Origin of the sequence: Prochlorococcus sp. MIT 1223 (assembly GCF_034092465.1) — a bacterium.
Lineage (GTDB): Bacteria > Cyanobacteriota > Cyanobacteriia > PCC-6307 > Cyanobiaceae > AG-402-N21.
The window spans coordinates 1,750,438-1,767,519 of sequence record NZ_CP139303.1 but is presented as its reverse complement, the minus strand read 5'-3'; the positions used below and the strand labels follow the sequence as shown (position 1 = coordinate 1,767,519).

The 17,082-nt window shown below is 36.6% G+C and carries 16 protein-coding genes; 8 read left to right on the top strand and 8 right to left on the bottom strand.

What is annotated here, in order from left to right; translation table 11 throughout:
• Position 1: 1 nt before the first annotated feature.
• Positions 2-820, bottom strand: coding sequence for a creatininase family protein (locus SOI85_RS09555; RefSeq protein ID WP_320664155.1), 819 nt, complete (start codon positions 818-820; stop codon positions 2-4).
• Positions 821-888: 68 nt separating this feature from the next.
• Here SOI85_RS09555 and SOI85_RS09550 point away from each other — a divergent pair, with 68 nt between their 5' ends.
• Genes SOI85_RS09550 through pgeF form a run of 3 tightly spaced genes read left to right on the top strand, consistent with a single transcriptional unit; the run spans position 889 to position 3,795 of the window.
• On the top strand, positions 889-2,148 hold the full coding sequence (locus SOI85_RS09550; protein WP_320664154.1) for a S1 RNA-binding domain-containing protein: 1,260 nt from the start codon (positions 889-891) through the stop codon (positions 2,146-2,148).
• Positions 2,145-3,041: a Tab2/Atab2 family RNA-binding protein gene (locus SOI85_RS09545; protein ID WP_320664153.1), complete on the top strand. Its 897-nt coding sequence runs from the start codon at positions 2,145-2,147 to the stop codon at positions 3,039-3,041. The genes SOI85_RS09550 and SOI85_RS09545 overlap by 4 nt, the downstream gene beginning before the upstream one ends.
• Positions 3,042-3,045: 4 nt before the next feature.
• Positions 3,046-3,795, top strand: a complete 750-nt coding sequence (gene pgeF, locus SOI85_RS09540) for a peptidoglycan editing factor PgeF (RefSeq protein WP_320664152.1) — start codon at positions 3,046-3,048, stop codon at positions 3,793-3,795.
• Here pgeF and SOI85_RS09535 read toward each other — a convergent pair.
• From SOI85_RS09535 to hemH, 3 genes are all read right to left on the bottom strand, one after another.
• Positions 3,785-4,129, bottom strand: a complete 345-nt coding sequence (locus SOI85_RS09535) for a nuclease (RefSeq protein WP_320664151.1) — start codon at positions 4,127-4,129, stop codon at positions 3,785-3,787. The two genes, pgeF and SOI85_RS09535, sit on opposite strands and share 11 nt — an antisense overlap.
• Positions 4,126-5,985: a biosynthetic-type acetolactate synthase large subunit gene (gene ilvB, locus SOI85_RS09530; protein WP_320664150.1), complete on the bottom strand. Its 1,860-nt coding sequence runs from the start codon at positions 5,983-5,985 to the stop codon at positions 4,126-4,128. The genes SOI85_RS09535 and ilvB overlap by 4 nt, the downstream gene beginning before the upstream one ends.
• A 140-nt stretch (positions 5,986-6,125) precedes the next feature.
• A complete protein-coding gene (gene hemH / locus SOI85_RS09525) occupies positions 6,126-7,301 on the bottom strand; it encodes a ferrochelatase (protein WP_320664149.1) in 1,176 nt (391 codons plus the stop codon).
• Positions 7,302-7,447: 146 nt separating this feature from the next.
• Between hemH and SOI85_RS09520 the strand changes: the two genes are divergently transcribed.
• The 5 genes from SOI85_RS09520 (at position 7,448) to SOI85_RS09500 (ending at position 12,215) form a co-directional block, all read left to right on the top strand.
• Complete coding sequence (locus tag SOI85_RS09520) at positions 7,448-8,746, top strand: site-specific integrase (RefSeq protein ID WP_320664148.1); 1,299 nt, start codon at positions 7,448-7,450, stop codon at positions 8,744-8,746.
• A 32-nt stretch (positions 8,747-8,778) separates the two neighbouring features.
• Positions 8,779-9,471: a cob(I)yrinic acid a,c-diamide adenosyltransferase gene (gene cobO, locus SOI85_RS09515; protein WP_320664147.1), complete on the top strand. Its 693-nt coding sequence runs from the start codon at positions 8,779-8,781 to the stop codon at positions 9,469-9,471.
• 299 nt (positions 9,472-9,770) lie between these two features.
• The gene (pyrH, locus tag SOI85_RS09510) at positions 9,771-10,478 is read left to right on the top strand and encodes a UMP kinase (RefSeq protein WP_320664146.1); all 708 of its coding nucleotides are present in this window, start codon (positions 9,771-9,773) and stop codon (positions 10,476-10,478) included.
• Between the two features lie 58 nt (positions 10,479-10,536).
• On the top strand, positions 10,537-11,085 hold the full coding sequence (frr, locus tag SOI85_RS09505; RefSeq protein ID WP_320664145.1) for a ribosome recycling factor: 549 nt from the start codon (positions 10,537-10,539) through the stop codon (positions 11,083-11,085).
• Positions 11,082-12,215 (top strand): NAD(P)/FAD-dependent oxidoreductase, encoded by a 1,134-nt coding sequence (locus SOI85_RS09500; RefSeq protein ID WP_320664144.1) that lies wholly within the window; start codon positions 11,082-11,084, stop codon positions 12,213-12,215. The genes frr and SOI85_RS09500 overlap by 4 nt, the downstream gene beginning before the upstream one ends.
• Positions 12,216-12,271: 56 nt before the next feature.
• On the opposite strand, the gene SOI85_RS09495 is transcribed toward SOI85_RS09500, so the two are convergent.
• The 4 genes from SOI85_RS09495 to SOI85_RS09480 form a co-directional block, all read right to left on the bottom strand.
• Positions 12,272-13,276, bottom strand: coding sequence for a transaldolase (locus tag SOI85_RS09495; protein ID WP_320664143.1), 1,005 nt, complete (start codon positions 13,274-13,276; stop codon positions 12,272-12,274).
• Between the two features lie 99 nt (positions 13,277-13,375).
• Positions 13,376-15,127 (bottom strand): penicillin-binding protein 2, encoded by a 1,752-nt coding sequence (locus SOI85_RS09490; RefSeq protein ID WP_320664142.1) that lies wholly within the window; start codon positions 15,125-15,127, stop codon positions 13,376-13,378.
• A gap of 29 nt (positions 15,128-15,156) precedes the next feature.
• Positions 15,157-15,633 (bottom strand): hypothetical protein, encoded by a 477-nt coding sequence (locus SOI85_RS09485; protein ID WP_320664141.1) that lies wholly within the window; start codon positions 15,631-15,633, stop codon positions 15,157-15,159.
• A gap of 91 nt (positions 15,634-15,724) precedes the next feature.
• Entirely contained in the window at positions 15,725-17,065 is a 1,341-nt protein-coding gene (locus tag SOI85_RS09480; RefSeq protein WP_320664140.1) for a CPBP family intramembrane glutamic endopeptidase, read from the bottom strand.
• Between the last annotated feature and the right edge of the window lie 17 nt (positions 17,066-17,082).

Genomic DNA, 17,082 nt, shown 5'->3' with positions numbered 1-17,082 from the left:
TTTACTTAATTGGTGGCCATTCACTTTCCATCAAGCTGGAAAATAGCCCCACCCAGTGCTCCACCAAAGCTTTCTCAATCTTTTCACCAAGATCAGCATTTGATTCGGTACTATTTCCGATTACTCCGCTATTACTTAAATCCTTTGTAAGCCAAGCACAAGGAGCAGCTCCCTCTAAGCTCCAGCCTTTAGGGGCCATAAGGATATTTTTATCTGATTTTTCTTGAACGATTCCATCAATAGGCCTTTCTTGCCCAACCAATTGGGAATTCAAATGAAGCATTAAGCTTGTTTCGGCTAAAGCTGCATGTAATCCTTCTTCAACCTCCTTATCTGGAATTAAATCTTTTAAAGAATTAACCCCGCTCCACAAGAAACAAGGCAAAACAGCCATAGATGGACATCTAACTCGCAATTGACGTGCAACAGCTTGTAATAATCCAATTTGTCCACCATGAGCATTAAAAAGGACAAGTCTCCTGAAACCCATAGCGGAAATTTGTTCTCCCACTTCAGTAATCAGCTGAAGCATTAAATCTGCTGACAATGAAATCGTTCCTTTAAAAGAAGCATGCTCAGGAGAAAATCCTATTGATTGAGGTGGGAGCATCCAAATAGGTAAATCCTTAGGTAAAAGTTCTAAGACGCTAACTAAAATGCTTTTCGCAAAATAAGTATCAGTAATTAAAGGTAAATGTGGACCATGCTGTTCACAAGCGCCGAAAGGCCATACAAGTGTAGAACCCTCTCTGGAAGAGGCTTCTGAGGCTTTAGTCCAACTAAGAACATCAAATCTGCGAGAAGAAGAACTAGATGACATTTGTTCCAAGACTGTTAACAACTTCAGATTCCCTGTAAGAATGACTCATTGACGAACCTAAGGGCATTATGGCCGGATCAGATAGTCCGAAGCCCCAAAAAGCTACACCTCCAAGACTTTCGGCAAATTCTCCCCGAAAGCCTTTGCAAGTAATGCACATAAGTAAAAAAAATGAAGAACTTCAAGACGAGAAAAAAACTAATGATTTAAATATTAATCAGCAAAATGCTAGTTCAATCTCCCCTCCTACATCACCAAAAGGGATTACACCGCCATTAAAAGGTTTTGTTCCAAGCGAAAAAAATGGTCTAGATCCTGAGATGGGAATAACGATGGAAGATCTATTAGGGCAAGAAGAGAAAATTAACGAAGCAAATCTCTCTAGGGAAAGACAAAACGATCAAAACCAATTGGGATTCGCTTCAAGAAGTGTGGATGATTTTGATTTCGATGAAGACGAATTCTTAGCAGCACTTGATCAAAATGAGCCAATTGGGAACACCGGAGAAATAGCAAAAGGAAAAGTTATTGGAGTTGAGAGTGATGGGATTTATGTAGACATAGGTGGTAAAGCACCAGGTTTCATGCCAAAGAAAGAGTGTGGACTAGGTGTAATAACTAGTCTTAAAGAGAAATTTCCAAAGGGTTTAGAAGTCGAAGTTCTTGTAACAAGGGAACAAAATGCTGATGGAATGGTAACTATTAGCTGCCGAGCCCTTGCCTTACGAAAAAGCTGGGAAAATGTTAAATCTCTTGAGAAAGAGGGGAAAGTCTTACAAGTGAAGATAAATGGTTTTAATCGTGGTGGAGTCACATGCGACTTAGAAGGTTTACGAGGATTTATCCCTCGCTCTCAATTACAAGAGGGAGATAAGCATGAATCACTTGTGGGGAAAACTCTTGGGGTAACTTTCCTCGAAGTTAATCCTGATTCAAGAAAACTTGTTTTGTCTGAAAAAAAAGCGGGAATAGTAAAACTTTTTGCTGACTTAGAAGTTGGCCAACTTGTAGAAGGTAAAATTGCATCAACAAAACCTTACGGTTACTTTGTTGAACTTGGAGGAGTAAGTGGCTTGCTCCATCACACTGCAGTTACGAATGGAAGCATAAGATCTCTATCTGAAGTATTTAAGAAAGGTGATCCTATTAAAGCTCTCATTACTGATCTTGATCCCCGGAGAGCAAGGATTGGGTTAAACACAGCTTTGCTTGAAGGCCCACCTGGGGAGATTGTTTCAGACAAAGAAAAAGTAATGTCAGAAGCGAAAGAAAGAGCAGTAAAAGCTCAGACCATAATTAAAAATAAAGATATAAGCAGCTCAGAATGACTGCAAGCAAATTCCTAACAGAGAACACCCTTAAAGAAGCAGATTGGGAACTGGATTTTTACTCACGTCCAGTAATGGAATCAGATGGGAAAAAACGTTGGGAATTACTTATATCAAGCACGGAAAATTTTTCTGGAGAAAAGCCTTTTCAATGGGAAAAGATTTGCCCTGCAGCTGAAGTTAATTCCATTTGGCTTGCTAATGCTATGCAAGATGCAATAAATCAAGCACAGGAAGAAGGCTGGGCAAGGCCCTCAAAGTTGAGATTTTGGAGACCTTCTATGAGAACAATGATTCAAAAAGCTTCAGAGAAGCTAAACATAGATCCAGTGTCTAGCCGTCGTACATATTCTCTTTCTGACTGGTTGGCTAAACGATCCATAGAAATTTATCCAAAACAACCTGGATATATAGCAGGACCTTTAGCTCCTCCTTTTTCTCCTATAAGTAATCAACCAATCCCCTTACCTGAAGCTGTAAGAGGAGATGCATGGAGTTTGTCAACACTTCCAGTAGGAGTTCTAAGAGAAGCCGATCAATGGCCTATTGAATTCAGTAGTCTTCTTCCTATAAAAGAAAGCATTGATAATGAAATTGAGATACCTGGAATAAGACTCTTTAGTAAATCAAGAGCTCTGGCTTTAGCAGCTTGGCTGGGAGGACTAGAACCAGTTTTTTTAATACAAGAGCAGTCTCAATTAATTCTTGAAGCAGGCCAAGATGAGCGTTGGCTAGTTACTGATATGGACTTAATAACAAGAGAATTTGCTAATAAAAATTTTTCAAAAACCAAAGAGCAAGCTAATGGACTTCAATTTATATCGGTACAAGCTACTCCTAATGAAAAAAATTTCACTGCTTTTTTGATGATGCGAGATCTAACTTTCAACTAAAAGGATGAAAAAGAATGAATGGTTAATAACAAAAACAAACGAATATATACAATCGCGACTATTTTTAAAATATAAGTTTAATCATGCTTTCTATACAAGATTGAATAAAAGCTCTAAACCAAATAAATTAATTAAAAAGATATCTAATTGTTGTTCAATTCATCAATTAAATCAAGTTCATAGTAAAAAGGTAATAAAAACAACAGAGTTAAATGAATTTAATTTAACGCAAGCAGATGGAATTATCAGCAGCAATATAAAAGATCAAAGCTTATGGATATATACTGCAGATTGTATTCCTATTCTCATTGCTGACACAAAGACAGGAGATGTGGCAGCGTCTCATGCAGGATGGAAAGGTGTTTGCAATAAAATAATAAAACAAACAATAGAAGAATTAGAACTAAGTGGATCAGAAAGAAAAAATTTAATCGTTGCACTTGGTCCTTCAATTAGTCTTTCAAAATATACAGTTAAAGACGATGTCTTACACCTATTACTTAGGAGTATAAACGAAAAAAATATTAATTTATCAATCAAGTCTGATCTATTTAAATTAAAAGAAGGAGATATATTGGTTGATCTAAAGAAATTTGCCTACAAGCAATTAATTAAAGAAGGAATAACAGGAGAGAATATTACGGTTAGTAATTATTGTACATTCTTAGATGAAGAACTATTTTACTCCTGGAGAAGAGATAAAATGAAATTATTTCAATGGAGTTGTATTATCTCGGGGAATCTCAACAAGTAGACGACGCTAATCCACGCGAAACAATTTCTTCGGCAATATCTAAGTCTGGACCTATTTTTATAATGTTCGAAATTAAAACTCCATCATCTGAACCTTTAGGTTTTAAATTAATTTTAGAATGTCTTGGCAAACTAGCTTCAAGGAATCCTATTACGGTTTTTTCCTGAGAAGGATCTACTGCTAAGCAAGCAATCTGAACTGTATAATTCCTGTTATGATCTCCGATCAACAAAGTGGTTGAATTACTTATATTAAGGACCTCTGCCGCAATAAGATTTAAAGGAACTAAAATCAAAGAAGATATTAATATTAAGAAAGGAATTAACAACTTCATTTAATAGATTCTCCACAAACAGGGCAGAATTGATAATCACTATTTAACTGCTCAATATCACATTTCTGACATTTCTTATTGTTTTTCATAAGAATATCTTTGTTAGAAGGCAACCCAACCATTTGTGCATTACTTTTACCAGGAGGAACCATTGGATAACAATTCTCATTTCTCCTAACGTGGACATCAATAAGCATTGGTCCTTCTTCATTAAATGCATTTAAAAGTTTTTCCCTTAATTCTTTCCTATCTCTAATTAATACGCCACCAATTCCAAAAGATTTGGCTAAAGACATAAAATCAGGCTCTCCTTTTGTCATATCTGTAGCAGAGTATCTTTCTTCATAAAAACTTTCCTGCCATTGTCTAACCATTCCCTGCCAATGATTATTGATGATAATTATTTTTGTATTTAATCTATATTGAGAAATTGTACCCAACTCTTGAATATTCATAAGAATACTTGCATCACCAGCTATACAGATAACTTGCTCCTTAGGTAACGCAATTTGAACTCCTAACGCAGCTGGGACTCCAAACCCCATAGTTCCCAAACCTGCACTGCTAATCCACTGCCTAGGCCCATTACGAAGATATTGAGCAGCCCACATTTGGTGCTGACCTACGTCAGTCGTAATAAATGCGTTAGGTGCCAAGTCTCTTACTTCTAGTAATACTTCTTGAGGGAAAATTGCACCTTCTTTAGGAGGCTTTGTTAATGGATAATTAGTTTTCCAGATATCAATTTGATGCAACCATTTAGAAGTAATTGGTTTAATTTTTTTCTTTTTACTAATTGCAAGCAACTGTTCTAGATTCCTTCTAACATCACCAAGAACTGCTACATCTGCATATCTATTTTTATTTATTTCAGCTGGATCTATTTCAAAGTGAATTACTTTTGCTTTTGCAGCAAAAGTATCAAGCTTTCCAGTAACTCTGTCATCAAAGCGAGCCCCAACCGCAATTAGCAAATCACATTCAGTAACAGCGAAATTTGCATATGCCGTTCCATGCATCCCCAACATACCAACAGACAAAGGGTCTCTCTCATCAAAAGATCCTTTACCCATTAAAGTAGTAGTAACTGGAAGCTGGTGCCTATTAGCAATAGCCGCTAGAACATTATGAGCACCAGCAGATACAGCTCCTCCTCCAACATATAGAAGTGGCTTTTCAGCTTTCTCAATTAGTTCTAGAGCTTCTTTAATAGAGCTTTCGTCAGGAAGAGAGGGCACCTGAAATCCAGCGGGAATAATTGTTCCCGGCTCAACAGGAACATATTCAAAAAGCTCCTGTCCTACATCCTTTGGAATATCTATAAGGACAGGACCAGGCCTACCAGAAGAAGCTATTAAAAAAGCCTGGGATACAACTGAAGCAATTTCCGAGGGATCTCTTACCACCCAAGAATGCTTAACAATGGGAAGAGTGATTCCAAAAATATCTGTCTCTTGAAAAGCGTCAGTTCCAATAGCAGGCCTGGGTACTTGACCAGTAATAACTACCAAAGGGACTGAATCCATTTGTGCTGTAGCTATTCCCGTAACAAGATTTGTCGCTCCAGGGCCTGAAGTGCCAAAACAAACTCCTACTCTTCCTGTTGCTCTTGCAAAACCATCTGCAGCATGAGCTCCTCCTTGTTCATGTCTAACAAGAATATGCTTCAACCATCCTTCTTCTTCAGCCTTATAAACCGCATCATAAATAGGGAGAATTGCACCGCCTGGATATCCGAAGATCGTATTAACGCCGTTTCTCCGCAAGGCATCCATGAGAGCATCAGCCCCCAACATTCGAGAATAATCTTTGCCGCCTGAATCACCTAGAGACATAGGCGCAGAAGTCAGGGTCACGGCAATGTAAATTCAATTTATTAAGACTAAATCTTAATCCAAATCGCAGAAACTGTCTCAAAGATATGAAATAAATAATCAGGGAAATACCAATAAATGATTAATTGTGGCCTAAATAATAAATTAACAATAGAAAATATTTAAAGCAAACCCAAATTGTGAAGTGGGCCTTTCCCAATTATAAATTCCATGAAGAAAAATAAAAACACTATCATTGCAACTCTGCCATTCCATACTTCAGAACTATTGTTCCATCCCCATTGCCATTTTTCTTGAGGGTACAACTTAATTCTGTCCGGCAATTTTGAAGCCTCATCTAGAGTGATTTCAGGGCCTTCTAAAGATGAAATAACTAAATCTGCCAGACCTTTTACAAACATTGGATATGTATTTAAAGCTGGAACTCTTAAGAACTTTGTAATCCCAAATTTATTAGCTATCTCCCGGTATTCTATATCTATTTCTTGTAATGTTTCAATGTGCTCACTAACAAAACTAATCGGAACAACTACTAATTCCCTAGTACCTGATCTTCCTAAGTTTTCCAAGACATCATCCGTGTAAGGTTTAAGCCACTCTTCGGGACCAACTCTACTTTGATAAGAAAGAGTATATGGATTGGTATAACCAAGAGATTGCTCCAGTTGATCAATTATTAATAATGAACAATTTTCAATTTCATCTTTATAAGGATCACCTGCATCATCAACATAACTTTTAGGTACCCCATGAGCAGTAAAACAAACGTGGGCATTGTTCGGTGAATCACACATTAATATTTGCTTTTCTATCAACTCCGCCATCGCTTTTATATACCCAGCTTGATCAAACCAACTACGAATACATCGAATAGACAACTTTTTAAATTCCGCATCAGATTCTCTAAGGCGACTTAACTCTCTAAAACTTGAACCACTAGTACTTATTGAAAAATGAGGATAAAGAGGAAGAACAACGACTTGAGAAATCCCATCGGCTTTCATATCAGCCACAGCTGACTCAGTAAAAGGATGCCAATAGCGCATGGCCACATAAGTTGTTGCATCTAGTCCTCTTTGACGAAGCTCACTTTGCAACTCTCTTGCTTGTTGCTCTGTGATCCTTCTCAAAGGAGATCCTCCACCTATAGCTTCATAAGCCTTTTGAGATTTCTTGCTTCGGAGAGTACTAATCACCCATGCCAAAGGCTTTTGGAAAGCAGGAGTAGGTAATCGGATTATTTCTGGATCAGAAAAAAGATTGTATAAGAAAGGTCCAACATCTTTTATTCGTTCAGGTCCTCCAAGATTTATCAAAAGGACGCCAACACGTTTCATTAAAAAAGGCTGGTATTAATCACTTCAGATTAACCCCTTAAAACTTCTAGCCAACGAGAAAAATTGTTAAAATAGTACTTTAGGCGCCTATCAAATTATATTCAAAGCGAAATAAACCTTTATTGAGACGATGAATTCAAATAATCGTGAATTCCCTGCAAGTAAAAAAATCTCTTTTACAAATATGCACTTGCATGAGTTTTTGTTATAAGAGAGAGAGAAATCCATCAAGACAACATTTAATTCTTATATATATGGAAGCTGTTAAGGAGATTGAAGATATCAACAAAGGCCTAATTGAAAAAGGCATTAAAATTCGCTTAGAGAAGAGAGGAAGTTCTCTAAATTTCAGAGGACCTTTACCAATAAGTGATGAACCAAAGGAAATTAAAGATCAAAGAATCAGTCTTGGGTTAAATGCAAACAAAGAAGGTATTTCAAAAGCTAAAAAGCTATTGGAGCTTTTGCTTCTTCAATTGCATCATGGGCAATTTAATTGGAAAAACTGGAAATCCAATAAATCAAGAAAAGAAATAAAGAATCAATCCCTTATCAAAAAAATTGATGATTTCAAATTAGTTTTCTTCAATCAGAGTCAAAGCATTTTACAATCAAGTAAAAAAAGTACATGGGATTATGCCTATAAACCTTATTTAAGAAGACTTCAGGAGATCAGCGGCAGCAAAGAATTGAATTCAGATATGTTTTGCCAAACTCTAAAAAGTTATAGAGAAAGTAGTAGAAGTAGACAGCAATGTGCGTCCACGCTAAATGTATTTGCAAAGTACTTGAATCTAGATTTACCTAGTAATTGGAAAGCTCTTGGTTCAGGTTATGGTCTAAAAAAATATAATTTCAGAGAGTTGCCCAATGATGAGTTGATAAAAGAGATATCAGAATTAATTCCCAATCACAAATGGAAATTAGTCTATGGACTAATGGCGACATATGGGCTAAGAAATCATGAGGTCTTTTTCTCAGATTACTCTTCACTTTTAATTAATGGAGATCATATTTTGAGAGTATTACCAACCACAAAGACTGGCGAACATCAAGTCTGGCCATTTCATCCTGAATGGGTAGATTTTTTTGGATTATCAGAATTAGCCGAGGATAAAAATTCATTACCAAACATTAATATTGATCTAAACGAAACAACCCTTCAGCAAGTTGGAAGAAGAGTTTCTGAACAATTTAAGAGATATAATTTACCAATAAAACCTTATGATCTCAGGCATGCCTGGGCCATTAGAACTGTACATATAGGATTACCCGACACTGTTTCAGCAAGAATGATGGGTCACTCAGTATCAATTCATAATCGAACCTACCATCATTGGATAACTAGACGAGACCAACAACAAGCTGTAGATACCGCTTTATCTAGAAAGAACCTAATAACGTTAAATTCTCCAAAAACAAATAAACTTTTAAATATAGGTTAATCATTTTTCCTTTATCTAAAAAGTTTCGCAAAATGAACCCCATAGTTGATCAAGAAAACTCCAATCTTAAGAGTCTTGATGAAAGTTCATCTAAGATTGGAATAGGAGGTTATTTAAACGAAGGAATCGATGAGAATAAATATCGCCAAAGAATGGAAAAACGCAAAGAGATTCAAGAGCAGAGGGTTGCGATAAGAAATAAAGAAAAAGGCCTCATTATTATTTTTACTGGAAATGGCAAAGGAAAAACCACTGCTGCGCTTGGTCTAGCTTTAAGAACGCTTGGCCATGGGCACAAGGTGGCTATTATCCAATTTATAAAAGGGGGCTGGATACCTGGAGAATTTAATGCCTTAAAAGTTTTTGGGGACTCTTTAAATTGGCATTCACTTGGAGAAGGGTTTACCTGGGAGACACAAGATAGAAATAGGGATAAAGAATTAGTAAAAGAATCTTGGAAAAAATCAATTAGTTATTTAAAATCAAAATCACACAAGTTAGTAATTCTTGATGAGATAAATATTGCTATAAAACTTGGTTATATTTCATCTGAAGAAGTACTAAGTGGTATAAAGAATAGACCCTATTTAAATCATGTTGTTTTAACTGGGAGAGGGGCTACAAAAGATTTAATTGATGCTGCAGATCTAGTAACTGAAATGACTTTGCTTCATCACCCTTTTAAAGAACAAGGTGTTAAAGCACAAGAAGGAATAGAGTATTAAACAAGAATTTCTAAAAAACTCTCTAAAAAGAACTTCGATCCTAAACAAAAGCCCAGATCACCTAGATAAGTCTTAGCTAATACATTACAGGGAATCTATTATTGATAATAAATCTCAAAATTGCATCTAAAGCTTCTGTGCACTTACTTCCTATCAAAAAAACGACCACTTTAAGGCGACGTTTTTCGAAAAGTCAATCAAGTTTTCAAAAGGAACTCCCTGTCAAATAGCTAGAAACCAATACAGAAATAAAGCTGTCTATAACTCTCTTGCTACTGTCATTAAGATATAAATAAATAATGACCTACGCGAGAGCACTCATAAAACTCAGCGGTGAAGCCCTGATGGGTCAACAGCCATATGGGATTGATCCAGCAATTGTTCAATCAATTGCTGAAGATATTTCTAAAGTTGTTTCAACTGGAACGCAAATAGCAATTGTTGTCGGAGGCGGAAACATATTCCGTGGGCTTAAAGGCTCAGCCGCTGGGATGGACCGAGCTACTGCTGACTATGTCGGAATGTTGGCAACTGTTATGAATGCAATCACTCTTCAAGATGGACTAGAAAGAGCTGGCGTACCAACAAGAGTCCAATCAGCAATAGAGATGCAGCAAATTGCAGAACCTTATATTCGTAGAAGAGCTATTAGGCACCTTGAAAAAGGAAGGGTAGTCGTGTTTGGAGGTGGATGCGGAAACCCTTTCTTCACGACTGACACAACTTCTGCATTAAGAGCAGCAGAAATTAATGCAGAAGTTGTTTTCAAAGCCACAAAGGTTGATGGTGTTTATGATCGAGATCCCAAACTTTTTCCTGATGCAATTAAGTATGAAAACCTTACTTTTCAAGAAGTTCTCAGCAAAGAGATAAGAGTAATGGACAGTACCGCCATAGCACTTTGTAAAGATAATAAAATACCAATCGTAGTGTTTGATATTTTTCAGCCTGGCAACATCTCAAAGGCAGTAGCTGGAGCATCAATTGGTTCTAGAATTTCCAACTAGATTGAAAAACAATTAAATTATTAACCATAATCAAGTCAACTATTTAAAAGGAATTGCTATGACTAATCAAGAAATTCAGATAAGTATGAGTAAATCGGTAGAAGCAGCACAGCGTAATTTCAATACCATTCGCACAGGAAGAGCAAATAGCTCTCTTCTAGATCGCATTAGCGTCGAATACTACGGAGCTGAAACCCCATTAAAATCATTAGCAACAATTACGACTCCAGATTCACAAACCATTGCTATTCAACCTTTTGATATGGGATCCCTTCCTTTAATAGAGAAAGCCATCGCAACTAGTGATCTTGGTTTTACTCCGAATAATGACGGGAAAACAATTCGCATAAATATTCCACCATTAACAGAAGAACGTCGTAAAGAATTTTGTAAGCTTGCCTCAAAATATGCTGAGGAGGGAAAAGTCGCACTTAGAAATATAAGAAGAGATTCAATTGAAAGAATAAAGAAATCGGAAAAAGACGGAGAGATATCGAAAGACCAAAGCCACGATGAGCAAGAAAACATTCAAAAGATTACTGACAAGTTTATAAATGAAGTCGATAAAAATCTTTCCGATAAAGAATCAGAGATTCTAAAAGTTTGACAATTAAAGATGTTCTGATTATTGGAGCAGGGCCTGCTGGCTCAACAGCAGCTTTTAAACTAGCTTCGGAAAATTATAAAGTAGCCCTATTAGAAAAAAACCCGGAAATCATTTCGAACCCATGTGGAGCTGGAATGGCGTCATCTGTACAAAGATGGTTTCCTTTTGACCTTAAACCAGCAGTTGATAATGTAATCAAAGAAGTCCAATTTACCTGGAATCTTTCTGACCAAGTAATTGCAGACATATCTGAGTCAGAACCCTTTTGGATTGTCCAAAGGGGACAGTTTGATGAGCTACTTAGAGACAAGGCCGCAAATGCAGGAGCAGAAATTATTAGACCTTTCAATGTAATTAAACTTGAAACTGAAAAGAAAATTTGGAGAGTAACTTCAGGAGAAGGCCTGCATCTAGAAGGGAAAACATTAATAATCGCAGATGGGTCATATTCTCCATGGCCTGAATTATTGAATCTTGGCCCCAAAAAACAACGCCGTGCTTCAACTATATCTATTCAATTAAAAGGACAGGGAAACTTAAAGAAAACTGCAGCTAAATTTGAATTTGGACTAGTTCATCATGGATTCGCTTGGGCTTTTCCTTTAAATGATGGAGTAAGTTTAGGGATTGGAACTTTCTTAGGTGGAAATCAAATACTTAAAAGTGAAAATATTTTAAATAAAATGCTTCCCTCTCTTGGGTTTGAATCTTCAGACGGAATCAGAAAAGAAGAATTATTAAATATATGGAATGGACATAGCAATCTTCACGGCGATAATGTCGTTCTAATAGGAGATGCAGGCTCACTAGCTGACCCATTTCTGGCTGAAGGGTTAAGACCCGCTTTAATGAGTGGATGTGAAGCTGCAAAACACCTTAATTATTGGTTAAAGGGTGAAGTTAAAGATTTAAGTTCATATAGTGACGCTATTAAAAAAAAATGGGGGAAGTCTATGGCTTGGGGGAAAAGAATAGCCCAGGTTTTTTATAGATTTCCAAGAGTTGGTTATCAATTAGGAGTTAAAAGAGCTACAGCCCCAAAAAGAATTGCTGAGATTCTTTCAGGTGAAATGAGCTATGAAGATATTGCTCAAAGAGTTATAAGAAGACTAATCCTCCAAAAAAATTAATTTCTAATCTAGTAAATATTAAATTAAGAAGAAGGTCTTGCTTCATAAATATAATTTCATCTAACAAGATTAGCATTCTTTTCAGACTCAATTACATTAAGACGTTCATGTAATTGTAACTCCAAGGATTCTATCGCCTTGCTAAATCCCTTTATTCCCTCATCTAGCTTTTCAGTTGCCATTCGATCGCCTGCCATAAGTAATTCAAAGCTAGCTTTATCAAGGTTAATTTCATCATCTGAACAAGATGGATTTAAACCATCAAGTTTCTTTACCAATAATGATTCATTCATTTTCAATTCATCTAAAAGCTTTGGAGAAATGGTTAATAAATCGCAGCCAGCTAATTCCTTAATTTCATCTATATTTCTAAAACTAGCTCCCATTACCTCTGTTTTATAACCCTTTGACTTGAAATAGTTAAATATTTTAGTTACAGAAATAACTCCAGGGTCATCTTCTCCTGAATAGAAATCTTTACCAGTTGCATTCTTATACCAATCAAGAATACGTCCCACGAAAGGAGAAATAAGAGTGACTCCTGCTTCAGCACAAGCAACAGCCTGATAAAAATTAAATAACAGTGTTAAATTACAATGAATCCCTTCTCTTTCTAGGACTTCTGCTGCCTTAATCCCTTCCCATGTAGATGCAATCTTTATCAAAATCCTATCTTTAGAGATGCCAAGTTCTTTATATAAATTGATAATCTTTCTAGCTTTTTCTATAGTTGCAGTAGTGTCAAAGCTCAATCGAGCATCAACCTCTGTAGAGACTCGTCCTGGGATAATATTTAAAATCTCTTTTCCAAAGTAAACACATACTTCATCTATTGCTTCAAGAATTACTTCATTAGGAGAGCCATTTTGTCCCAATTTATTTCTTGAGGAACAAAGAGCCTTATCAATTAAATATTGGTATGAAGGTATTTGAGCTGCAGCTAAAATCAACGATGGATTGGTAGTCGCATCCCTTGGTTTGAAATTTTTAATCGCATCTAAATCACCAGTATCAGCAACGACAACTGTCATTGCTGATAGTTGCTCAAGAAGAGAAGCCATTACATATATATCCAATTATGCGTAACCTAGCTCCATTCTTTTAGGTTTTCATCCTTATATCTATAGGTTAAAACTAAATTAATTTTTCAGAAAAAAAGTCTAATTCTGAGATGGAGGTATTTTTTCTAAAACCAGCAAGCTCTCTATAATTTTTTTTGCAACCGGTACCGCTACAGTTGATCCATAAGCATAAGGCTTTTTCGGCTCATCAACAGCAACTAAGACTACGTATTTTGGTTTTTCGACTGGCAAGATAGCGACAAAACTGCATATTTTTGATGTATATCCTTTCCCATTCTCAGACTTATCGGCTGTACCAGTCTTTCCTCCTATTCGATAGCTCTCTGTTTGAACGCCTTTACCGCTTCCACGTTCAACAACAGACTCCATCCAAGAGAGAACAGTTTGTGTCACTTCAGGGCTAAAGAATTGGTTGCTTTCAACAAATTCTTTCTCTATGTTCTCTGAACCTTCTACTTCTACAAAGCCCTTTGTGATATGAGGAGTTACAAGCTTGCCTCCATTCGCGATTAAAGCATGTAACTGTACTAATTTTAATGGCGTAATAGAAAAGCCCTGTCCAAACGAAGCAACTGCTTTGTGAATTGGTTGCTCAATAAATATATCTTTCCCCCGCAGTTGTCCTCCAATTGCGCCTGGCAGATCAGTGACTGGAGTCTTATTAATACCTAGTCTATGTAGCCATTCCCAATATGAAGTTGAATCTAATTCCTTCATAATATTTACCATACCAACATTACTTGAAACTTGAAGCACTTTTGCGTAATCGATTAATCCATTTGCTTTATGATTCCAATTTTTCAAAGGCCATCCTCCAACATGTACAACTCCTGAATCGTAAACAGTGCCATCAGGTTTTATCACACCTTCTTCTAGAGCAACCGCAAGATTAATAGGTTTAAAAACAGATCCTGGTTCAAATAAATCTTGCACAGACCATTCTCGAAATAGTTTAGGTGAATATTTCCAATATTTATTAGGGTCATAGGATGGAGTCGATGCTAAAGTCAATATTTCTCCATTATTGGCATCCATAACGATTGCCACACCTTTTTCGGCATCCCATTTCTCAACCTGATTATTTAATTCTCTTAAAGCAACCATTTGAAGACGTGTATCTATAGTCAATTGCAAGTCACGGTCGTCATCATCAAAAATCCCAGGTTCCAATTTATCAGGTAAAGGAGTGCCATCTCCACCACGTCTCAAGGTTTGAACTTTCTCTTTACGCAAAAATTGCTTATTAAGACTCTGCTCTAATCCTGCTTGAGGGATTCGGTCTCTATCCAAAAACCCAATCACATTTGCAAATGCGTCTCCCTGAGGATAAACCCTTTGAAGATACCTTTCCAAATCTACTCCACTTATTTGTAGACGTTCAACAAGTCTTGCAATTTCTGGAGACAATCCTTCTTTAACCCTGACTCCAGAGGACTTCCCTTCCATTAAAGAAATAAGGTCTTCGTGAGAAACATTTATTAATCCTGAAAGTCTTTGAGCTACTTCCTTAGGTGTCCTTCTTTTATCAGAGGGATCTCCAAGAAAGTGAAAATATTTAGGATGAGCCCAAAGTGTAAATTTCTCTTCATCAAGTGCTAATAATCGCCCCCTTCTATCAATCAAAACTCTCCTTGTCCCTAAGGGAGATTTTTTTTCTGTTTGAAAAGAACGCGCACGCGCTTCTAAATCAGGAGCCTGAAGAATTTGCAACCATGCAATACGTCCCATTAGACCAGAAAGACCTAAGCAAAGGATCGCAAAAACAAACTTAAGCCTAATTGCAGGAACTGGATTTAAAGGAATTGCACGTAGAATTTTTCTCTTATGCATTCGTTCCCCCTTGAGATATACTTGGAATGTTAATAGCCATTACTTAAAGGGAAAGAAGTAATTCTTCTTATATAACTCCTTTTTTTTGAGTTATTAGTTTGCAGACGCCTACTCATATCAGGCTTATCCAAATACTCCAAATTTGAAGTTTTAGTTTCAATCAAAGTAGTTGATAAGTTAGAAGAAGAGAGGAAATGACTTTCAAGTACTGAAATAGATTCCTTAAGTTTGTGTATTAAACTTCTAGAAGCTTCTAATCTAGAAAAAGAGAGAGTCCAAAGATGTTGTGTATGTAAAGAAACAATAGACATCACAACAACAATAAACGCAAAGCCTATTAGAGCTCCATCTGTTATTCGGTGAAGTCCTGCAAGCACAGGGAAGTCACGAGAAAGCTTCTTCGAAGATAAAGACCTTTTGAATAATTTAGAAGCCACAAGGCCTGAAATCAGTTTTGTCCCTTTTGTTTCTATATTTATCTTATAAGGTTGATTAGCAATTGGCACCCAATACTTGCAAACATATTTAGTGAAACATCACCTGTAAATCATTGCAAGACTATAGACAAGAATTCTCTACAATCTTGCAATATAATCTTCATCTTAATAGTAAAAGATTTATAAAAGTAATTCCATTCCAAAGAGAATGCATGATTGCACACGAAAAAAGCCTGCCTGATTTCACTCTCAATACTCCTAATCCAATTCCCAAGACAAATAAAGGAGCTAATTCACCTACACTTAAATGCGCGAGAGCAAAGACTAAAGCACTTATGATAACCCCCCAATAACGTCCAAATTTCATAGCCAATGCAGGCAACAGCGCTCCTCTGAAGATAAGCTCTTCAAAAACAGGTGCCAAAATAACTGTAGTAATTAATAGTAAGAATAATGCTAAAGAGTTTTTACTACTCAGGACTAGATCCAACAATGGATTACTACCCCCTTGATCTCCTACAAAAACATTCATTAACCAACCTGTTAACAAAACAAATGGCATCACCATTAACCATCCATTAATTGCTGGGATAAAAGTTTTAAGAAGAGGGAATACTCTCCATTGCAACCATCCATCCACAGGCCGCTCTAGATTCTTTAATCCTTTAATTTGCTGACGCAAAATAAATAAAGGAGGGATTGTCATTGCGCTATAACCAATAAATACCTTTAAAGATTCATTCACTGGACTAGATAAACCCTTCGAGAGAGAGGACACCAAAGGGACAATCAATGCAGGTAAAATAATTTCTCCTAAGACAACAAAACCTCCGGCAATTAAAAGAGTCATATCAACAAATGACAAAGGTATCTCTGAAAGGTATGGCAATGCAGGGGTGTTGTTCCTAAAAGCAATCCAAGCTTGCCGCAACAATAAAACCACCCCTAAGCCTGTTGCAAAAATGGGAAAGACCTGAATACCTAGCAATCTTAAAGCGATTGAATTTGATAGTTTTCTATCAAAGCAAACTGCTGAATCACTCTCAAGGGAATGACAAGCGATTTGAAAAAGAAATGGATCCTTTTCTTTTAGAAACAGTGAGCTAGAAAAAGTAGAAGTATTTTGTAAGTCCTTTTGAAATTGAGCAAAAGCCTGGACATTCAAAGGAAAATCCAAGAGGGCAAGACGTTTTCCCTCCTGTTTTTCAAGAGCAGCTAAAACTAATCTATCTCGATCCTTTAACTCTTTTAAAGGAATTTGCTGAAGAAGTTGCTTTAAACTTTCTTCTGGGTTAAGTCCAACTAAAACTGGTTTTATAGATTCCGGTATCGAGGGTGACCAAGAAGCCACTAAAGCCATTTCCTGCTGACGAAGAGAAAGCTTAGGTGCCACAGAAGGACGATCTAAGCTTTCTTTTAACCCTTGCTGCCAAACAAACACTGTCAAAACAAGGGATAGAAGAGCTGCTAAAAGCTTCCATACCGAAGGAACTTGTCTCATAAAGATTTATTTAAAGA